This is a genomic window from Bhargavaea cecembensis (assembly GCF_001619585.1).
In the GTDB taxonomy this organism is placed as follows: Bacteria; Bacillota; Bacilli; order Bacillales_A; family Planococcaceae; genus Bhargavaea; species Bhargavaea cecembensis_A.
On the sequence record NZ_LQNT01000010.1, the window covers coordinates 74118 to 93864 of the forward strand.

A 19747-nucleotide genomic window follows, 5' to 3' on the forward strand; every position below is an offset into this window, starting at 1 on the left:
ATGAGTGGAACTGAGCGAGAAAGGATGATTCAATATGACGATGGTGCTGATCATCTTTGCGATCAACGTCGTTTATGTAACGTTTTATACAATCCGGCTCATACTGACCATGAAGGGCTACCGCTATGCCGCGGCAGGGCTCAGCATGGTGGAAGTTGTCATTTACGTTGTCGGTCTCGGATTGGTGCTGGACAACCTGAATGAAATCCAGAATCTCATCGCCTACGCGATTGGCTACGGTCTCGGCGTGGTCATCGGTTCCATCATAGAGGAAAAGATGGCCCTCGGATATGTCATGGTCAATGTCATCACGGAAGACATCGAGCGCAAGATGGTCCGGGCGATCCGGGAGAACGGGTATGGCATCACGGACTGGGAAGCGAACGGACGTGACGGAGCGCGCCACGCCATGCAGATCCTGACGCCGAAGCGCTACGAACTGAAGCTGTATATGCTGATCAAGGAACTTGACCCGAAGGCATTCATCATCACGAATGAGGCCCGCACCATCCACGGAGGCTTCTGGGTGAAGCAGGTACGGAAAGGGAAGTTGTTCAAATGAGCAAAAAGACGGTCTGGTTTGAAGTGGAAGAAGGCGAGACAATCGAACAGTGCCTCGAGCGCATGCAAAGGGAAGGCTATATGGCTGCAGGCCGCAAGGAAGAACCGGTCTTCGAGGAGCGGAACGGAAGACCCGTTCCCGTCCGACAGTGCATCCGTTTCAAGGGCGTCCGAATGGAAGATTCATAAAAAAATCCCGGTGTTTTTGCGCCGGGATTTTTTTATTGCTGTAGAAAAATTAGTTGAATGTAGATTCGGTGCTGTCATACGCTCCTGCTAGGTTTCACTGCAACATCTATTGTATTTTTAGCGGTCGTGTCCGTACTCGCCCCTAACAAGAAAATACTAGGGTGGATTGTAGCGGAGGGTCCGAGACACCTGCGGGAAAAGCGTTAGTCGAAGACCCCGCAGAGCGCAGCTCGAGGAGGCTGAGGCAACGCCCGCGGTAAGCGAGGGCCCGCAGCGGAAATCCGGAGAATTCTCATATAAGAGATAAATCTTCCACTGCTAGGGAAATCTTGTGAAAACGACAGCGCTTTCATGGAGACAGGTGAATAAATACGAACAATAGATGATAATACAAAATTAATTGTTCGGTTATTGCGTTGACTTCATGAAAAACCGCTGTTAAAATGAAACACGTAAAGAACATTCCCCATATATCCCGAGGAATCGGCCTCGGAGTCTCTAGCCCGGCACCGGAATGCCGGGACTATGCGGGAAAGCGGATTTCAGGACTCGGAACGGAAGGTGTGCGAAGCATGGAAACCATCATGACGCAACCGTCTTATCTGAACATGTTCAGGTCCCGGATCGACTGCTTTCCTCCTATTAATAGGAAGCAGTCTATTCGGGGCTTTTATTTATTGGCGGCAAACTGCCGGAAGGAGCGATTGCAATGGACGTGAAAGTGGGCGTCATCATGGGAAGCAAAAGCGACTGGGAAACGATGAAGAAGGCATGCGACATTCTGGATGAACTGGAAGTCGGATACGAGAAGAAGGTCGTCTCCGCTCACCGTACGCCGGATGAGATGTTCACTTATGCCGAACAGGCACAGGAGCGCGGCATAGAAGTAATCATCGCGGGAGCGGGGGGCGCTGCCCACCTGCCCGGAATGGTCGCGGCAAAAACACTCGTGCCGGTTATCGGGGTACCTGTCAAGTCGCGTGCGCTGAGCGGTATGGACTCGCTTTTGTCCATCGTCCAGATGCCTGGCGGCGTCCCGGTCGCGACAATGGCGATCGGTGACTCCGGCGCGACGAACGCCGGCCTGTTTGCGGCACAAATGCTCTCGGTGCATGATGAAGCGCTCCGCGGACGTATTGAAGAACGCCGCAGCCGCCTAGCAGAACAATCCATTGAAAGCACAGGTGATCTTGTATGACCACGATTCTTCCCGGACAGACAATCGGCATCATCGGCGGCGGGCAGCTCGGCCGGATGATGGCCCTTTCCGCCAAGGAGGCGGGCTTCCGCATTGCGGTGCTCGACCCAGCGGAAGATTCTCCGACCGGTCAGGTGGCCGACGTAAAAATCGTCGCGCCGTATGACGACGAAGAAGCACTCGACCGCCTGGCGGAAGTGAGCGACGTCATCACCTTTGAATTTGAGAACATCGACTACGAAGGGCTCAAGCGCCTGACAGAGAAAGCTTACGTGCCACAGGGCGCGGAGATCATCCGCATCACCCAGGACCGGATCGCGGAAAAAGCGGCGATCCGGGAGGCGGGCGCACCGGTCGCGCCTTATGTGGAAGCCCGGACGTTTGAAGAACTAAAGGAACGCATCGGCGAAATCGGTTTCCCGTGCGTCGTGAAGACCGCGCGGGGCGGATATGACGGCAAGGGACAGGTTATCCTCAAGGAAGAGTCCCAACTCGACGAAGCGGAAGACCTGTTCACCCATTCCGCATGCGTCGCAGAGAAATTCATCCCATTCCAAATGGAGATCTCCGTCATCATCCAGCGCGGCACGAACGGAGAGTCCCGATGCCTGCCGGTTCAGGAGAACATCCACAAAAACCATATCCTGCACGAGACGATCGTCCCGGCGCGGATCGGGGACAAGACGGCTGAAGCCGCCATCACAGCAGCAGAGCAGATTGCAGATCACCTGGACCTGATCGGGACGCTGGCGGTCGAGATGTTCGTGTTGGAAGACGGCAGCATCCTCATCAACGAGCTTGCGCCGCGCCCGCACAACTCTGGCCACTACTCGATCGAGGCCTGCACGATCTCGCAGTTTGGCCAGCACATCCGGGCCATCTGCGGCTGGCCGCTCCGCACGCCGGAGCTGCACCGCCCGGCGGTGATGGTCAACCTGCTTGGCCAGCATGTCGGCCCGATCCTGGATGCAATCCCGGCCCAGCCGGACTGGTCCATCCACCTTTACGGCAAGGCCGACGCCAAGCACAACCGAAAGATGGGCCATGTGACCATTCTTTCAGAAGATAATGAAGACACACTCCGCCGAATCGACGAAAGCGGAATCTGGAATTAATGGAGGCAAAACCTGAATGATCGAACGTTATACCCGCCCCGAGATGGGCAATGTCTGGACAGAAGAAAACAAATATTATGCGTGGCTGGAAGTCGAGATCCTTGCCTGCGAGGCTTGGGCGGAGCTCGGTGACATTCCGAAGGAAGATGTAAAGAAGCTTCGCGAGAACGCATCGTTTGACGTGGCGCGCATCGAAGAGATCGAAAACGAAACCCGTCATGACGTCGTCGCCTTTACCCGCGCAGTGTCCGAGACACTCGGCGAAGAGCGCAAATGGGTCCACTACGGACTGACATCAACGGATGTCGTAGATACCGCGCTCTCGTACCGCATCAAGCAGGCGAACGAGATCATCCGGAAGGATCTTCACAACTTCATCGACATTCTCGCCGCCAAGGCGAAAGAGCATAAATTCACCGTCATGATGGGCCGCACCCACGGCGTGCACGCGGAGCCGACGACATTCGGCCTGAAGATGGCCCTCTGGTACGAAGAGATGAAACGGAACCTGGAACGTTTCGAGGCGGCGGCTGCCGTGATCGAGACGGGCAAGATGTCCGGCGCAGTCGGCACATTCGCCAACATTCCGCCGTTCGTCGAGGAATATGTATGCGAGCACCTCGGTCTCGCAGCAGCACCGGTCTCCACGCAGACGCTGCAACGCGACCGTCATGCCCAGTACATCTCGACACTCGCACTGATCGCAACGTCGATCGAAAAGTTCGCGGTCGAGATCCGCGGACTCCAGAAGTCTGAGACGCGCGAAGTCGAGGAATTCTTCGCGAAGGGCCAGAAAGGCTCTTCCGCGATGCCGCACAAGCGGAACCCGATCGGCTCCGAGAACATGACCGGCCTGTCCCGCCTCATGCGCGGCTACATGGTCACGGCCTTCGAGAACGTCGCCCTCTGGCATGAGCGTGACATCTCGCACTCCAGCGCGGAGCGCGTCATCATCCCGGATGCAACGATCACGCTGAACTACATGCTGAACCGCTTCGGCAACATCGTGAAGAACCTCACCGTCTTCCCGGATAACATGAAGCGCAACATGGACCGCACGCTCGGGCTCATCTACTCCCAGCGCGTCCTCCTGTCGCTAATCGACAAGGGCATGGCACGCGAAGCGGCCTATGACACCGTCCAGCCGCTCGCGATGCAGGCCTGGGAAGAACAGGTCCCGTTCCGCGGACTCGTCGAATCCGACCCGGTCATCTCCGAAAAACTGACCAAAGAAGAACTCGACGACGCCTTCGACTACAACCACCACCTCCAGCGCATCGACGACATCTTCGAACGCTGCGGACTGAATGACTGATTCATTTGGATGTAACAGCTTGAAGCAGTGAATGAGCGCAGTTTGGATTTAATTGATTTAACCGGAAAGATCTGAGCGTAGGGCCGAGACTCCTGCGGGAATAGCGTTAGCCGAAGACCCCGCAGGACGAAGTCCGAGGAGGCTAAGGCAACGCCCGCGGAAAGCGAGGCTCGAAGCGAAGATCGTCCATGCACGATCAACCACCACACACTCACCAATTGGGAGGCCAACCAAAATGAAAAAAGCAAATGTGTACGTGACGCTCCGTGAAAGTGTAATCGATCCCCAGGGGACTGCAGCCATCAACGTCCTCCATGCCAAAGGCCATGACAACGTAAAAGACGTCCGCATCGGCAAGTATATCGAACTGACCATCGAAGACACGGGGCAAGATCTCGACACGGCCGTCAGGGAAATGTGTGAAAAGCTCTTCGTGAACACAAACGTCGAAGACTACCGATACGAAGTGCTGGAGGTTGAAGAGGCATGAAATTCGCCGTCATCCAGTTTCCGGGATCCAGCTGCGATCTCGACCTATACCATGCCGTAAAAGATGTCCTTGGAGAAGAGGCTGAATACGTCCATCACCATGAGACGGACCTGTCCGCCTACGATGCCATCCTCCTGCCGGGCGGCGCTTCATACGGCGACGCTGTGCGGGCGGGGGCCCTTGCGCGCACAACACCTGTCATGGATGCGGTTATCCGGGCAGCCGAAGCCGGAAAGCCGGTCCTCGGCGTGGGTAACGGATTCCAGGTCCTGACCGAAGCGGGCCTGCTGCCGGGCGCCTTCCTCAAGAACCGTGACCAGAAGTTCATCTGCCGCACTGTCAAAGTCCAGGTCGTAAACAACCGCACGATGTTCACAAGCGAGTACACCGAGGGCGAGGAACTCGACATCCCTGTCGCCCACGGAGAAGGCAACTTCTACTGTGACGAAGAGACATACGGCCAGCTGAAGGAAAACAACCAGATTGTCTTTGTGTACGCTGACGGCAATCCGAACGGATCCGTGGGAGATATCGCAGGGCTTGTCAGCGAAAAGGGCAATGTCCTCGGCATGATGCCACATCCGGAGCGCGCTGCAGAGTCCATCCTGGGCTCGGAAGACGGACTGAACGTATTCAAATCGATCGTGAAAGAGTGGAGGGAATCCCATGCCAACCAAGCTTGAGCCGACAGCGGAACAGATCCGCGATGAAAAGATCTACGCACAGATGGGCATGACCACGGAAGAGTTCGAAATGGCGGTCAAACTTCTCGGACGCCTGCCGAACTACACGGAAACCGGCCTGTTCTCCAGCATGTGGTCGGAGCACTGCTCATACAAGAGCTCCAAGCCCGTCCTCCGCAAGTTCCCGACTGAAGGCCCGCAGGTTCTCATGGGACCGGGTGAAGGTGCCGGCATCGTCGACATCGGCGATAACCAGGCTGTGGTCTTCAAGATGGAGTCGCACAACAGCCCGTCGGCGATCGAGCCGTATGAAGGCGCGGCTACAGGTGTCGGCGGCGTGCTCCGTGACGTCTTCTCAATGGGCGCACAGCCGATTGCTGCAGTGAACTCCCTCCGCTTCGGCGAACTGGACAATGACCGTGACCGCTACCTGTTCGAAGAAGCCGTCGCGGGAATCGCCGGCTACGGCAACACCATCGGCATCCCGACGGTCGCGGGTGAAATCCAGTTCGACCCTTCGTACGCGGGCAAACCGCTCGTCAACGCGATGGCGATCGGGCTCCTCAACCACGAGGACATCCAGCGCGGTCTCGCAGCCGGCGTGGGCAACACGGTCATGTATGTCGGGGCGAAGACGGGACGCGACGGCATTCACGGCGCGACCTCTTCATCGGAAGAGATTTCGGATGACCCGGGCAAGGAACGCGCTCCGGTACAGGCGGGAGACCCGTTCACGGAAAAACTGCTCATGGATGCATGCCTCGAACTCGTCAAATCCGATGCCCTGATCGGCATTCAGGACATGGGTGCGGCCGGCCTGACCTCTTCTTCCGCAGAAATGGCATCGAAGGCAGGTTTCGGCATCGAGATGAACCTTGACCTTGTCCCTCAGCGCGATGAGGACATGACTGCATATGAAATGATGCTTTCCGAATCCCAGGAGCGGATGCTGATCGTCGTACAGAAAGGCCGTGAGCAGGAAGTCATCGACCTGTTTGCCAAATACGACCTTGAAGCGGTATCGATCGGCCATGTCACGGAAGACAAGATGCTGCGCCTGCTCCACAAGGGCGAAGTCGTCGCGGAAGTCTCTGCCGATGCGCTGGCAGAAGATGCGCCGGTCTATAACAAACCGTCCAGCGAGCCGGCCTACTTCCGCCAGTTCCAGGAGATGGAGCAGCAGGAGCCGGAAGTGGACGACTATGCCGAAACACTGGTCTCCCTCCTAAAACAGCCGACCATCGCGTCAAAAGAATGGGTATACAGCCAGTTTGACCATCAGGCACGCACCAACACAGTTGTGGCTCCCGGTTCGGACGCAGCCGTCGTACGCGTCCGCGGCACGGAGAAGGGGCTGGCGATCACTGCCGACTGCAACTCCCGCTACATTTATCTCGACCCTGAAACAGGCGGAAAGATCGCTGTCGCTGAAGCGGCACGGAACATCGTCTGCTCGGGCGGCAAGCCGCTTGCCATTACGGACTGCCTGAACTTCGGCAGCCCGGATAACCCGGAAATCTTCTGGCAGCTTGAAAAGTCCGCGGACGGCATCAGTGCAGCCTGCCTCGCACTTGATGCGCCGGTAATCAGCGGGAACGTCTCGCTCTATAACGAGCGCGGCGGCAAGCCGGTTTACCCGACACCGACGATCGGCATGGTCGGCCTCGTAGAAAACCTGGAGCATGCCACAACCCAGGAAGCGAAAGCAGCAGGGGACTTCGTTTACCTGATCGGCGAGACGAAAACCGAATTCGGCGGTTCCGAACTGCAGAAAATGCTGAACGGCGGCAAGATCTCCGGTAAAGCGCCGGCAATCGATCTGGAAGTGGAAGCCTCCCGCCAGGAATCCGTCCTTTCGGCCATCCGTCAAGGCATCGTCCAATCCGCGCATGACGTCGCGGAAGGCGGCGTGGCGGTCGCGCTTGCTGAAAAGGTGTTCGGTACAGGACTTGGTGCAGATGTACAGATCGAAGGTTCCGCTGTTACGGCACTCTTCAGTGAAACGCAGTCCCGCTTCATCGTAACCGTCAAGCCGGAGGACGCGGGCCGCTTTGAAGAGCTGGTTGCCGATGCGGTGAAAATCGGCGAAGTTACTCAAGCAGAACGTTTGGTCATCCGTGATGCGGACGGCAGTCCGCTCATCGACCAAGACGTTCCTGCGCTTGAATCCGCCTGGAAAGGGGCGATTCCGTGCTTAGTGAACTCAGAGGGCTAAATGAAGAATGCGGCGTGTTCGGCATCTGGGGTCACAGCAATGCGGCCCAGATGGCTTACTACGGTCTTCATGCGCTCCAGCACCGCGGGCAGGAAGCGGCAGGCATCTGCACGGTTCATGACGACCATCTGCTCGTCGAAAAAGGGGAAGGGCTCGTCAACGACGTGTTCCACGGCGACAGATTAAATAAGCTGCCGGGCCACGCTGCGATCGGCCATGTCCGCTACACGACAGATGGCGGTCGCGGCATCGAGAACGTCCAGCCCCTTGTTTTCCGCTCGACGACAGGCAGCCTGGCGATTGCGCACAACGGCAATGTGACAAATGCGGGCGAACTTAAACGCCATCTTGAGCGCCAGGGAAGCATCTTCCAGTCGACTTCCGACACGGAAGTGCTTGCCCACCTCATCAAAAAGAACATCAGCTATCCGCAGAACGAACGGCTCAAGAAAGCACTTGCCCAGCTGCAGGGCGCTTTCGCCTTCGTCCTCCTGACCGAAGATGCGCTCTACGTGGCACAGGACCCGAACGGCATGCGTCCGCTGTCGCTAGGCTGCATTAATGGGGAGACGTGGGTTGTCGCATCCGAGACGTCGGCGTTCGACCTGATCGGTGCGGAAACCGTGCGCTCGGTCGAGCCGGGCGAACTCATCATCATCAATGACAATGGGATCCGGAGCGACCGCTTCGCCCCGAAGGCAAACCGTGCGATCTGTTCAATGGAATATATCTATTTCTCCCGGCCCGATTCCGATATTGACGGCATCAACATCCACATGGCCAGGAAGCGCCTCGGCAAGAGGCTGGCCCAGGAAGTCAAGATCGATGCGGATGTCGTTACGGGGGTACCGGACTCCAGCATTTCCGCAGCAATCGGATTTGCGGAGGAAAGCGGCATCCCGTACGAGATGGGACTGATCAAGAACCGGTATGTCGGCCGAACGTTCATTCAGCCGTCCCAGGAACTGCGGGAGCGCGGCGTCAAGATGAAGCTGTCCCCGGTCCGGCAGGTTGTCGAGGGCAAGCGGGTCGTCATGGTCGACGACTCGATTGTCCGGGGCACTACCTCAAAGCGGATCATCAAAATGCTGCGTGAAGCAGGTGCGAAGGAAATTCACGTTGCCATCAGCGCTCCGCCGCTGATCGCGCCGTGCTTCTACGGCGTTGACATCAGCACCGACTCCGACCTGATTGCGACAGGGCGTACGCCGGAAGAAATCTGTGAACTGATCGGAGCGGATTCGCTCCAGTTCCTGTCGGCGGAAGGCCTGATCGAGGCGGTCGGACGGAACGACGAAGATCCGAACCGGGGGCACTGCCTCGGATGCTTCACCGGCAAATACCCGACAAATATTTTCGCGGACACGAAATTGCCGCATGAAAAGGAACTCGTTTAAGAGGAGGCCACTGGCATGTCAAAAGCATATGAACAGGCCGGCGTAAACATCGAAGCCGGATATGAATCGGTCGAGCGGATGAAATCCCATGTCGCCCGTACAGAGCGAAAGGGTGTTATGGGCGCGTTCGGCGGATTCGGCGGGATGTTCGACCTGTCCGAGCTCGGCTACAGCCAGCCGGTCCTCGTCTCGGGGACGGACGGTGTCGGCACGAAGCTGAAAGTCGCCTTCATGGCGGATAAGCACGATACGATCGGTGTCGACTGCGTCGCCATGTGCGTGAACGACATTGTCGCGCAAGGCGCTGAGCCGCTTTACTTCCTTGATTATGTCGCACTCGGGAAAGCCGTTCCGGCTCGCGTCGAGGCCATCGTCAAAGGAGTCGCAGACGGCTGCGTCCAGGCAGGAGCGGCGCTGATCGGCGGCGAGACGGCGGAGATGCCCGGACTGTACGACGAGGACGAATACGACCTCGCCGGATTCGCGGTCGGCGCGGCCGAGAAGAAGGATATTGTAACCGGCGAAAAGGTCGCAGAAGGCGACGTGCTCGTCGGAATCGCTTCCAGCGGCATCCACTCGAACGGCTACTCGCTCGTCCGGAAGATTGTCTTCGAGCAGTCGGGCATCAAAGCGGACGAGCCGGTTCCGGGGTATGAGGAACTGGGCAACTCGGCAGAAGCACTGCTCACGCCGACAAAAATCTATGCGAAGCCGGTGCTGGAAATGGCCCGCAGCCTGGATGTCCACGGCATGGCACACGTGACGGGCGGAGGCTTCTATGAAAACGTCCCGCGCATGCTGCCGGAAGGTCTTGCCGCTGAAATTGACCTCGGCTCGTGGGAAGTGCTCCCGGTGTTCCGCATGCTGAAGGAAAAAGGGCAGCTTGCCGACCGTGACCTGTACTCCGTCTTCAACATGGGCATCGGCTTTATCGTCGCCCTTCCTGAATCGGAAGCGGCCGAAGCCATCCGCATCGTGGAAGCCCACGGCGAGAAGGCAACGGTCATCGGCCGTGTTATTGCGGGCGAAGGCGTCCGCTTTAACGGCGAGCATGACGGCACGCTTGCTGGAGGTCCGGAAGCATGAGCCGGAAACCTCGTATTGCCGTCTTTGCATCGGGCAGCGGCTCGAACTTCGAAGCGATCGCACAGGCGGCGGCCGACGGTGAGCTGGAAGCGGAAGTGGTGCTTCTCGTCACCGACAAGCCGCTCGCCAAAGTGATGGAGCGTGCGGAAAGGTTCCGCATTCCGTCTGTCGCCTTCAATCCGAAAGCCTACCCGGACAAAGCCGCCTACGAGCACACCGTTCTCGGCAGGCTTCAAGAAGAAGGCGTCGACTGGATTGCTCTTGCAGGCTATATGCGCCTGATCGGCCCAACGCTGCTTGACGCCTATCCAAACCGCATCATCAACATCCACCCATCGCTCCTCCCGGCATTTCCCGGAAAGGACGCGATCGGCCAGGCGATGGACGCCGGCGTGGAAGTGACCGGCGTCACTGTCCACTATGTCGACGAAGGCATGGACACCGGGCCGGCCATTCTTCAGCGGGAAGTTCCCGTTGTCCCGGGAGACCGTGAAAAGACGGAAGAGGCGATCCATGCGGTGGAACACGATTTGTATAAGGAAGCCCTGCGGAAAGTGCTGGCGGAGAGCGCGGTTATGGAATAATTTCAGCGTGTTATTGGCGAAAGTGACGAATCAGCGCCCGAAAGTGACGAATGGGCCTGTGAAAGTGACGAATGCCCGCCTGAAAGTGACGAATCGCCATCCGAAAGTGACGAACCGCTCTCGTTTCCGAATCAAACGATTTTACAACAGCCGCCGGCACAAAAAAGCCGGCGTTCTGATTTACATAAGGAGGCCCCAACCGTGAAAAAACGAGCATTGCTCAGCGTATCGGATAAATCCGGTATTCTTGAGTTCGCGAAAGAACTGGAAGGACTCGGCTATGAGATCCTGTCGACCGGCGGGACGATGAACCATCTGAAGGAAAACGGCGTTGCGGTCACCGCTGTCGGCGACGTGACCGGCTTCCCTGAAATCCTGGGGGGACGCGTCAAGACGCTTCATCCGTATATCCACGGCGGCCTGCTCGCCAAGCATGATGACCCGGGCCACCAGGCCGAGCTGGAGGAGCACGGCATCCTTCCGATCGACATGGTCTGTGTAAACCTGTACCCGTTCAAGTCGACGATTTCGAAGCCTGATGTGACAGTCGAAGATGCGATCGAGAACATCGACATCGGCGGCCCGACTATGCTGCGCGCATCCGCGAAAAACCATGCCTATCTCACGGTTCTCGTCGACTCTGCCGATTACCCGGCGGTTCTCGAAGAACTGAAGAACGACGGGGCGACGACACCTGAAACCCGCCGCCGGCTGGCCGCGAAAGTGTTCCGCCATACGGCTGCATATGATGCGCTGATTTCCGGTTACCTGACTGACCTGTCTGGTGAGGAATTCCCGGAAAGCGTCACGACAACGTACGAACTCAAGCAGCAACTCCGCTACGGCGAGAACCCGCACCAGAAAGCGGCATTCTACAGCCGCCCGCTCGGCGGCGAGTTCTCGATTGCCCGCGCGGAACAGCTCCACGGGAAGGAACTCTCCTACAACAACATTCAGGACGCGAATGCCGCGATCGGTATCGTCCGTGAATTCAGTGACCCGGCAGCGGTTGCGGTCAAGCACATGAACCCTTGCGGCGTCGGCACGGCGGGAACGCTCTCCGATGCGTTCAAGGCAGCTTACGAAGCCGATCCGGTCTCGATCTTCGGCGGCATCATTGCCCTTAACCGCGAAGTGGATGCGGCGACAGCCGAACAGCTGGCCGGCATCTTCCTCGAGATCATCATCGCTCCGGACTACACGGACGAAGCATTTGAGATCCTCACCAAGAAGAAAAACATCCGTCTCCTGAAACTGGACGGAGCGCAAGGCAAGCGCGACGAGTGGGCGACCGTCTCCGTTGAAGGCGGCCTCCTCAGGCAGAATCCGGACACCGCGTCCCTGGATGATGCAGACATCAAAGTCGCGACCAAGCGCGAGCCGACGGAAGAAGAATGGGAAGCACTGAAGCTTGGCTGGAAAGTCGTCAAACACGTGAAGTCGAATGCCATCGTCGTCTCTGACGCCAACCGCACGCTCGGCGTGGGTGCCGGCCAGATGAACCGTGTGGGCGCGGCGAAGATCGCACTCGAGCAGGCAGGCGACCGCGCGAAAGGCGCAGGCCTCGCATCCGATGCCTTCTTCCCGATGGACGACACCGTCGAAGCGGCTGCCAAAGCCGGCATCACGGCGATCATCCAGCCGGGCGGCTCCAAAAAAGACGAAGACTCCATCAAGAAAGCCGACGAATACGGCATCGCGATGGTATTCACCGGCATCCGTCATTTCAAGCACTGATTGCCGGCGAATGTGAAGCAAGCGCACGTGAATGTGAAGCAAAGCCGGTCGAATGTGAAGCAATCACCATCGAATGTGAAGCAAACACCACCAACAAAGAAAACAACCTGCCGGATGTGCAGGTTGTTTTCATAAGGAGTGAACCCAAATGGATGTACTCGTCATCGGAAGCGGCGGCCGCGAGCACGCGTTGGTCCGCCAGTTTGCAAAATCCCCGTCGGTCGGCAAGGTGTATGTCGCCCCGGGTAATGACGGCATGAGGGAAGACGCCGAAGTCGTTCCACTCGGCGTCATGGAGTTCGGTAAACTCGTCGACTTCGCGAAAGAAAAGAACATCGGCCTCACTTTCGTAGGTCCCGAACAACCGCTTGCCGGCGGTATCGTGGACCATTTCCGGGAGGCGGGACTGCGCGTATTCGGACCGGACCAGGCAGCTGCCCAACTGGAGGGCTCGAAGGCTTTTGCCAAAGAGCTCATGAAGAAATACAACATTCCGACCGCCAAGTATGAGACCTTCACCGATGCGGAACAGGCAAAAGCATACATCCGCGAAGAGGGCGCTCCGATCGTCATCAAGGCGGACGGGCTCGCGGCAGGCAAAGGTGTCGTCGTCGCGATGACGCTGGATGAAGCACTCGGAGCGGTCGATGACATGATCGGCGGCCGGAAGTTCGGCGACTCATCCGCCCGTGTCGTGATCGAGGAATTCCTTGATGGGGAAGAGTTCAGCTACATGTCCTTCGTCCACGGAGGCAAGATCTTCCCGATGCCGATGTCCCAGGACCATAAGCGCGCGTTCGACAACGACGAGGGCCCGAACACCGGCGGTATGGGTGCCTATTCACCGGTCCCTCATCTGCCGGAAGAGGCGGTCCGCACTGCTCACGAGCAGATCGTCGAAGCGACCGTCCGTGCGATGGATGCGGAAGGCACACCATTCACCGGCATCCTCTACGCCGGCCTGATCCTGACCGAAGACGGCCCGAAAACCATTGAATTCAATGCTCGCTTCGGCGATCCGGAAACCCAGGTCGTGCTGCCGCAGCTGAAGTCTGACCTTGCGGAATTCCTGACCGGCCTGCTTGACGGCAATCCGGTTGAACCGGAATGGGAAGAGGGTGCCCGCCTCGGCGTCGTCATCGCAGCGGACGGTTATCCGGGCGATGTGCAGAAAGGCAACCTGCTGCCTGACCTAAAAACGCTTGAAGAAGCCGGCCTTGATGTCTTCCATGCAGGGACAAAATCAGATGGTGATCGCTTCGCCGGCAACGGAGGCCGTGTGATCCTTGTCTCCGCAGAAGGCGAGAACCTCCAGGAAGCAAGCAGAAAAGCATACGCCGCGCTCGATTCAATGGAATGGAACGGATTCTTCTACCGCTCCGACATCGGAAAGCGTGCGATGAAATAAGAAAGAAGCCGTCCCGTGATGGGGCGGCTTTTGAATGTTGATGGAAAAAACCTTTATCTAATTCGGCACTTACAACATTCAGAAAAATACGATAGAATAGAAATAACGGGAGAAAATAGAAAAACAGACGGGTCATGCCCGTCTGCAGAGTGTCAGATGGTTTGCATCGGGTCTTTTTTCTGACCCTGTCCGGATCCCTGCTGGCCGGAATCGCCGCTGCTTTTGTAAGCGGATTCATTCTGACCGGATGGAACGTTTTGTTCCGATCCGGCTCCGTCAAAACCGCCGTACGTGAAAGCCTGGATCATTTCGCCGGAATCGCCTGATTCCCCGGATCCGGTTCCGCTTTGGGATGCGGATACGGACGGCAGCGTGCCGCCGCTTACTTCCGGCTTCATCATGGCATCCATACCGCCGTTCATCATTTCTTTCATCGGGCAGTAGCGGGCAACCCCTTCCGCCGTCTTGCAGGCGCCGGACAGGACGAGAAACGGACCGGCCATGCTGCGCGGTTCCCGAACCATGCGTGAGGTGCCCCAGGCAAGCATCGCCAGGCCGGCACTGATTCGCATATAGGCACTTTTCGTACCGATGTTGATTGTTTGATCATTTGGGTTCATATTAATTTCTCTCCTTCCGAACACACGGTTTGGACCGCGTGTCTTTTTTTCACTTTCACACTGTGATAAGATGAAGTAACAGATAGACAGACAGGGGGCAGCGACGATGGCTCAAGCACCATGGAAAATCAGGGAACTCCGCAAGCACACCGCGGTCGTCGACGGCAGGCGGGCACCGGATCTCCTTATCACGAATGCTACATACCTGCACGGGATCATGAAAAAATGGATCTCGGGCAACATCTGGATTTCGGGCGACCGAATTGTTTATGCAGGCTCGGACATGCCGAAAAACACGGAAGGCACGGAAGTTGTCGATGCCTCCGGCAAAGTGATTGTGCCGGGCTATATCGAGCCGCACGTGCATCCATACCAGCTTTATAATCCCCTCACGTTTGCGGATTATGCATCACGCCGGGGAACGACGACCTTCATCTCGGACAACAGCGTGCTTTTTTTGACAATGGAGAATTGGAAAGCGTTTGCAATCCTTGACCAGCTCAAGGCTTTGCCGTTTTCGTTCTACTGGTGGTCGCGATTTGATTCGCAGACGCAGATGGATAGGGAAGAAGAACTCTACTCTACACAGTCGGTCGGCGAGTGGATGGCGCGCCCCGACGTCATCATGGGAGGAGAGCTCACCGCCTGGCCGCGGCTTCTTGCAGGCGATGACCAGATGCTTTACTGGATTCAGAACGCCAAGCAGGCCGGCATGAAAATCGAGGCGCATCTTCCGGGTGCTTCCGAGCGGACGCTCGCTCGGCTCCGCCTGCTCGGTGCGGATGGCGATCACGAGGCGATGACAGCGGAAGAAGTGGAAAGGCGCATCCTGCAGGGGTACGCCGTGACGCTCCGATATTCATCCATTCGGCCGGATCTCCCGGACATGCTGAAAGGGATCCTCGAGAAAGACCTCGACATTTTCGATCATCTCATGATGACGACCGACGGCTCGACACCGTCGTTCCACGAGGACGGCGTCATGGACAAGTGCATCCGCGCCGCGCTGGATGCCGGTGTCAGGCCGGAAGACGCGTATGCGATGGCGACTTACAATATTGCTCGCTATTATGACATGGAAAACCTACACGGCCTGATCGCAACCGGGCGATATGCGAACCTGAACTTCCTGGAGAGCCCTGAAAATCCGGTGCCGACGGACGTCCTTTCCAAGGGTGTCTGGATGAAGCGGGACGGCGAAGACGCCTATGAATTCCCGGAAATCGACTGGTCGTGGCTTGAGCCATACAACCCACCGTACGAGCTGGATGAAAACGACTTCCAGTTCTCGTTCCCGTTCGGAGTCCAGATGGTGAACGACGTCATCACCAAGCCGTACAGCGTCGATGTCGACCCGTCCGACCAGAGACTTCCGTCCGGGCAGGACCAGAGCTTCCTTATCCTGATCGACAGGGAAGGGAATTGGCGGGTGAACACGCTCATTAAAGGATTCGCGGATGATATCCTCGGCTTTGCCTCGTCCTACTCCAACACGGGCGACATTATCATGATCGGCAAGAACATGGCCGATATGAAGCTGGCGTTCGACCGCCTGAAGGAGATTGGCGGGGGGATGGCGCTGACCGAGAACGGAAAAGTCATCGCGGAACTTCCGCTCGTACTCGGCGGCGTGCTGTCGGATGCCCCGATGGAACAATTGATCAGTCAGGAAAAGAAACTCAAAGAGGAACTGAAGGCGCGCGGCTATAAGCACGGGGACGCGGTCTACACGCTCCTGTTCCTTCAGGCGACCCATCTTCCGTATGTTCGCATCACGCAAAAAGGCATCTATGATGTCATGAACGGCAAAGTGATGTTCCCCGCACTCATGCGATAGGACAAGGCCTCATATACATGGATGACCGAGTCCATGCATAGGGGGAACTGAATTGAAAAAAAGAAATTGGATCGCTGCGGCAGCCGTCGCGGTCCTGCTCGCCGGCTGTGCAAAAAGCGCGGTCGATGAACCGATTAATCCGGATGCCGAAAATGAAGAAAAGCCGGATGAGGCGTTCGCAGAAGTCACCTACACCGCACCCTATACGGGTCTTGAGATGGAGACCGAGCCGGACATGCGGCCTGTCCTCGCGACGATCAATAACCATCCAAAGGCGCGGCCGCAGTCGGGCCTTTCGGAAGCCGATGTCATCTATGAGATGCTGGCGGAATATGAAGTCACGCGGCTGCTTGCCCTCTACCAGTCGGAGATGCCCGATCGCATAGGGCCAATCCGGAGCGCCCGCGACTATTTCATTGAACTTGCCGGCGGACACGGCGCATTATATATCGCCCACGGGCATAGTCCGGAGGCGAAATCGCTCCTGGATTCCGGCGCCGTCGACCATTTAAACGGCATCCGATATGAGGGAACACTCTTCCTGCGTTCCAAAGACCGGAAAGCCCCGCATAATTCGTATATAACGGGCGATGCGGTATTCAATGGGGCCATGGACAGCGGTTTCCGTATGGACAACCCTAAAGATCCGGACTGGCGGTTTGATACGGACCCACCGGCCGGAGGCGAAGAGGCCACCGAGGCTGATGTGACATACGGCCGTTTCACGAATTTCAACAGCCGCTATGTCTACGATCCGCAAAATGCCTCGTACAAGAGGTTTACCGGGGGGGAGGAGACAGTGGATGCGTCCGGAAATACTCCGGTGCGTCTTGCAAATGTCCTGATCCTGGAAGTTCCGCACCGGGTAATTGACGACCAGGGACGCCGTTCGCTGGATCTTGCTGCAGGCGGCAAAGCCTCTGTTCTGCGCAACGGGCTTGTCTATCAGGCCTCCTGGCAACTCCGGGACGGAATTCCGACCGTGATGGATGGTGACCAGCCGTTTGATCTCGCGCCGGGCAAGACCTGGATTCATCTGGTTCCGGACATTTCCGGCACACTGACTCATCACCCTTAAACCCGCATAAGGCTAGAACAGATAAAAGGAGGTGCCGATATGGCACTCGAAAAACTGCGCGGCCCACAGACCGACGCCCTGTTCGAGGCGATCCTCGAACTTCGCGATCTGGATGAATGCTATCGCTTCTTTGATGACCTCGCGACCATCAGTGAGGTCCAGTCACTGTCGCAGCGGCTGAACGTGGCGCGGATGCTGAAAATGGGCTACACATACGAAAACATCAAAAACGAAACCGGCGCCTCCACCGCCACCATCTCCCGTGTTCGCCGCTGCTTCGACTACGGCTCCGGCGGCTACGGCGAGATCCTGGAACGCATGGAGGAAAAGGACAAAGAAGAAGAGGAAGTCTGATCGAACGGATTTGATACTGCGGCATAAGCAGCCCATTAGGAGATGAACCATGAGTCAGCCAGTACTTTTTCCTGAATTAGAAACGGAAAGGCTCTCCTTGAGAAATGTAAGAGAAGAAGATACAGATTTTCTGTACAAACACTTCAGTGATGAGAAGGTTTGTGAGTATCTTTACGATGAAGAGAATTTCACGAGCAGAGAAGAAGCAATCGAACTGGTGAATTTCTATTCCAATCCGGAAATTGCCGGATACAACAGATGGGTGTTGGTAAAGAAAGATAACGGCGAACGGATTGGGACTTGCGGCTTTCATTTATGGGATAAGACCAATCATATTGCTGAAATCGGTTATGACTTATCCCCTGAATTTTGGGGCCGGGGATATATGAAAGAAGCATTGACCGTGGCGATCGGGAGCGGTTTTGACAACATGAAGCTGAATCGCATCCATGCATATGTCGCGGTGGAAAACAGCAGATCCAGCCAATTGTTGAAGGCCCTCAACTTTAAAAACGAAGGCATCTACAGAGACAAGCATCTTTACAAAGGGAAATACTATGACCATTACTCTTTCTCGCTATTGAAAAGAGAGTGGATATAAAGCTTGGGGACCAAGGTCTCTGAGCTTTTTTATGTTGGACAAAAACTCGGGATGAAGGAGAAGGCATGAGTGCCTCTTTATGGTATGATTTTCTGGACAACCGGTGCTCCAAGACAGAGATGCGAAAACATTGAATCGCTAAGGTTGAATACGATAAATACTAAATACTTGGATGGAGGAAGGGGAAAATTGGCGAAGTATCAGGAGCTTTATGACTTTCTCATTTTGAAAGCCACGGAATTAACAGAGGATTGGTACGAGGGGTTGGATAGAGCCTCTTCAGGAGGCGTCTATACTACGAGTGATCCTAAAGAGCTGACAACCCTTAAAAGCCAAAACACAAAGTTCCACCGTATTTTCTTTAGTGTTTTTATTGCAGAAGAAAAGTTTTTAAAAGAGTTGGAAGACTGGATCGTGATGGTCGCTTCCGATCAAAAACATTTGGAGACTCCCTCGACACTAATATTAGGTGAATTTTACAGAACACGAAATCAATATCTCAAGTTAATCAGACAATTTGCTGCATTGCATGAATATCAGTTTTCCCCTAAGGATAAAGAGGATTGGGAAAAGCTGATTATCAGCACGATGGATAAGGTTACTGTATGGTTCTTCGAAGAGTATGACCGACACGCTACCAAGAGGCTGCAAGCCCATCGTGAGCTTATTAACAAGCTAAGTTCACCTGTCATCACGATTACAAAAAATACTGGGCTGTTGCCGCTGATCGGCGATATTGATAGTGAACGTGCCAATTTCATCCTAGAGCATGCGTTAAGGCAAAGCAGTGAAAAGCGGCTTGAAAGTCTTTATATAGACTTATCGGGTGTCGTCACGATCGATACCATGGTCGCCCAACAAATTTTCCAATTGTCCGAGGCGTTAACCTTACTGGGTGTAAAAACAATCTTATGCGGAATCAGGCCTGAGATTGCTCAAACAGCTATCCATTTGGGGCTTTCGTTTGAGAATATCCCGACCTATTCAACATTGGAAAATGCCTTGAATCTTTCCCATATGTAAAGCAGACAGATTAAGAAATCCTGCCTATGCAAGATGGCCTCCGGTACTGTGAAGAGATCAACTCGATCAGCGCGGAAAGCTTAGGGGCAGAGGTCCCCAAGCTTTTGATGTTGGACACATTCCCGATAACTTTGGAGAGAATATAAGTGGAAGAGGAGGCATGGAGCCTTCTCTTTTTTGATTCATACGACCTTGACAGACCGTCCCGTTCAGGCCGGCTATAATTTTCACCTGTTATTGGCAAAGGTCCTTTAGT

19 protein-coding genes and 1 riboswitch are annotated in these 19747 nt (G+C 56.0%); of the genes, 18 read left to right on the top strand and 1 reads right to left on the bottom strand.

The genetic code is table 11. The annotated features are described in order from the left end of the window. Positions 1 to 34 precede the first annotated feature (34 nt). The 13 genes from AV656_RS09800 (at position 35) to purD (ending at position 13978) form a co-directional block, all read left to right on the top strand. Positions 35 to 562, top strand: a complete 528-nt coding sequence (locus AV656_RS09800) for a DUF2179 domain-containing protein (RefSeq protein ID WP_063181440.1) — start codon at positions 35 to 37, stop codon at positions 560 to 562. Beyond that, positions 559 to 750 (top strand): NETI motif-containing protein, encoded by a 192-nt coding sequence (locus AV656_RS09805; RefSeq protein ID WP_063181442.1) that lies wholly within the window; start codon positions 559 to 561, stop codon positions 748 to 750. Before AV656_RS09800 ends, AV656_RS09805 begins: the two co-directional genes overlap by 4 nt. 446 nt (positions 751 to 1196) lie before the next feature. Beyond that, positions 1197 to 1296: riboswitch (purine riboswitch) on the top strand. A 163-nt stretch (positions 1297 to 1459) separates the two neighbouring features. Next, complete coding sequence (purE, locus tag AV656_RS09810) at positions 1460 to 1948, top strand: 5-(carboxyamino)imidazole ribonucleotide mutase (RefSeq protein ID WP_063181444.1); 489 nt, start codon at positions 1460 to 1462, stop codon at positions 1946 to 1948. Next, the gene (gene purK, locus AV656_RS09815) at positions 1945 to 3063 is read left to right on the top strand and encodes a 5-(carboxyamino)imidazole ribonucleotide synthase (protein ID WP_063181446.1); all 1119 of its coding nucleotides are present in this window, start codon (positions 1945 to 1947) and stop codon (positions 3061 to 3063) included. The genes purE and purK overlap by 4 nt, the downstream gene beginning before the upstream one ends. A 16-nt stretch (positions 3064 to 3079) precedes the next feature. After that, positions 3080 to 4378 (top strand): adenylosuccinate lyase, encoded by a 1299-nt coding sequence (gene purB / locus AV656_RS09820; protein WP_063181448.1) that lies wholly within the window; start codon positions 3080 to 3082, stop codon positions 4376 to 4378. 235 nt (positions 4379 to 4613) lie between these two features. Then, a complete protein-coding gene (gene purS, locus AV656_RS09825) occupies positions 4614 to 4868 on the top strand; it encodes a phosphoribosylformylglycinamidine synthase subunit PurS (RefSeq protein ID WP_063181450.1) in 255 nt (84 codons plus the stop codon). Further along, positions 4865 to 5551, top strand: coding sequence for a phosphoribosylformylglycinamidine synthase subunit PurQ (purQ, locus tag AV656_RS09830; RefSeq protein ID WP_063181452.1), 687 nt, complete (start codon positions 4865 to 4867; stop codon positions 5549 to 5551). The genes purS and purQ overlap by 4 nt, the downstream gene beginning before the upstream one ends. Next, positions 5535 to 7766 (top strand): phosphoribosylformylglycinamidine synthase subunit PurL, encoded by a 2232-nt coding sequence (gene purL, locus AV656_RS09835; protein WP_063181454.1) that lies wholly within the window; start codon positions 5535 to 5537, stop codon positions 7764 to 7766. The genes purQ and purL overlap by 17 nt, the downstream gene beginning before the upstream one ends. After that, entirely contained in the window at positions 7742 to 9163 is a 1422-nt protein-coding gene (gene purF, locus AV656_RS09840) for an amidophosphoribosyltransferase (RefSeq protein WP_063181727.1), read from the top strand. Before purL ends, purF begins: the two co-directional genes overlap by 25 nt. A 15-nt stretch (positions 9164 to 9178) precedes the next feature. Continuing rightward, positions 9179 to 10249: a phosphoribosylformylglycinamidine cyclo-ligase gene (purM, locus tag AV656_RS09845; protein WP_063181456.1), complete on the top strand. Its 1071-nt coding sequence runs from the start codon at positions 9179 to 9181 to the stop codon at positions 10247 to 10249. After that, positions 10246 to 10833: a phosphoribosylglycinamide formyltransferase gene (gene purN / locus AV656_RS09850; RefSeq protein ID WP_063181458.1), complete on the top strand. Its 588-nt coding sequence runs from the start codon at positions 10246 to 10248 to the stop codon at positions 10831 to 10833. Before purM ends, purN begins: the two co-directional genes overlap by 4 nt. Before the next feature lie 201 nt (positions 10834 to 11034). Next, complete coding sequence (gene purH / locus AV656_RS09855; RefSeq protein WP_063181460.1) at positions 11035 to 12570, top strand: bifunctional phosphoribosylaminoimidazolecarboxamide formyltransferase/IMP cyclohydrolase; 1536 nt, start codon at positions 11035 to 11037, stop codon at positions 12568 to 12570. Positions 12571 to 12718: 148 nt separating this feature from the next. Next, the gene (gene purD, locus AV656_RS09860) at positions 12719 to 13978 is read left to right on the top strand and encodes a phosphoribosylamine--glycine ligase (RefSeq protein WP_063181462.1); all 1260 of its coding nucleotides are present in this window, start codon (positions 12719 to 12721) and stop codon (positions 13976 to 13978) included. Between the two features lie 152 nt (positions 13979 to 14130). On the opposite strand, the gene AV656_RS09865 is transcribed toward purD, so the two are convergent. Next, positions 14131 to 14598, bottom strand: coding sequence for a YgaP family membrane protein (locus tag AV656_RS09865; RefSeq protein WP_063181464.1), 468 nt, complete (start codon positions 14596 to 14598; stop codon positions 14131 to 14133). A 106-nt stretch (positions 14599 to 14704) separates the two neighbouring features. On the opposite strand from AV656_RS09865, the gene AV656_RS09870 reads away from it, so the two are divergent. The 5 genes from AV656_RS09870 to AV656_RS09890 all read left to right on the top strand — a co-directional run bounded on the left by AV656_RS09870 (position 14705) and on the right by AV656_RS09890 (position 19491). Further along, complete coding sequence (locus AV656_RS09870; RefSeq protein WP_063181465.1) at positions 14705 to 16435, top strand: adenine deaminase C-terminal domain-containing protein; 1731 nt, start codon at positions 14705 to 14707, stop codon at positions 16433 to 16435. Positions 16436 to 16487: 52 nt separating this feature from the next. Beyond that, entirely contained in the window at positions 16488 to 17513 is a 1026-nt protein-coding gene (locus AV656_RS09875) for a DUF3048 domain-containing protein (RefSeq protein ID WP_063181467.1), read from the top strand. Positions 17514 to 17552: 39 nt separating this feature from the next. Next, complete coding sequence (locus tag AV656_RS09880; RefSeq protein ID WP_063181469.1) at positions 17553 to 17867, top strand: YerC/YecD family TrpR-related protein; 315 nt, start codon at positions 17553 to 17555, stop codon at positions 17865 to 17867. Between the two features lie 49 nt (positions 17868 to 17916). Continuing rightward, entirely contained in the window at positions 17917 to 18468 is a 552-nt protein-coding gene (locus tag AV656_RS09885; protein ID WP_063181471.1) for a GNAT family N-acetyltransferase, read from the top strand. A 189-nt stretch (positions 18469 to 18657) separates the two neighbouring features. Next, a complete protein-coding gene (locus AV656_RS09890; RefSeq protein ID WP_063181473.1) occupies positions 18658 to 19491 on the top strand; it encodes an STAS domain-containing protein in 834 nt (277 codons plus the stop codon). Positions 19492 to 19747: the final 256 nt, after the last annotated feature.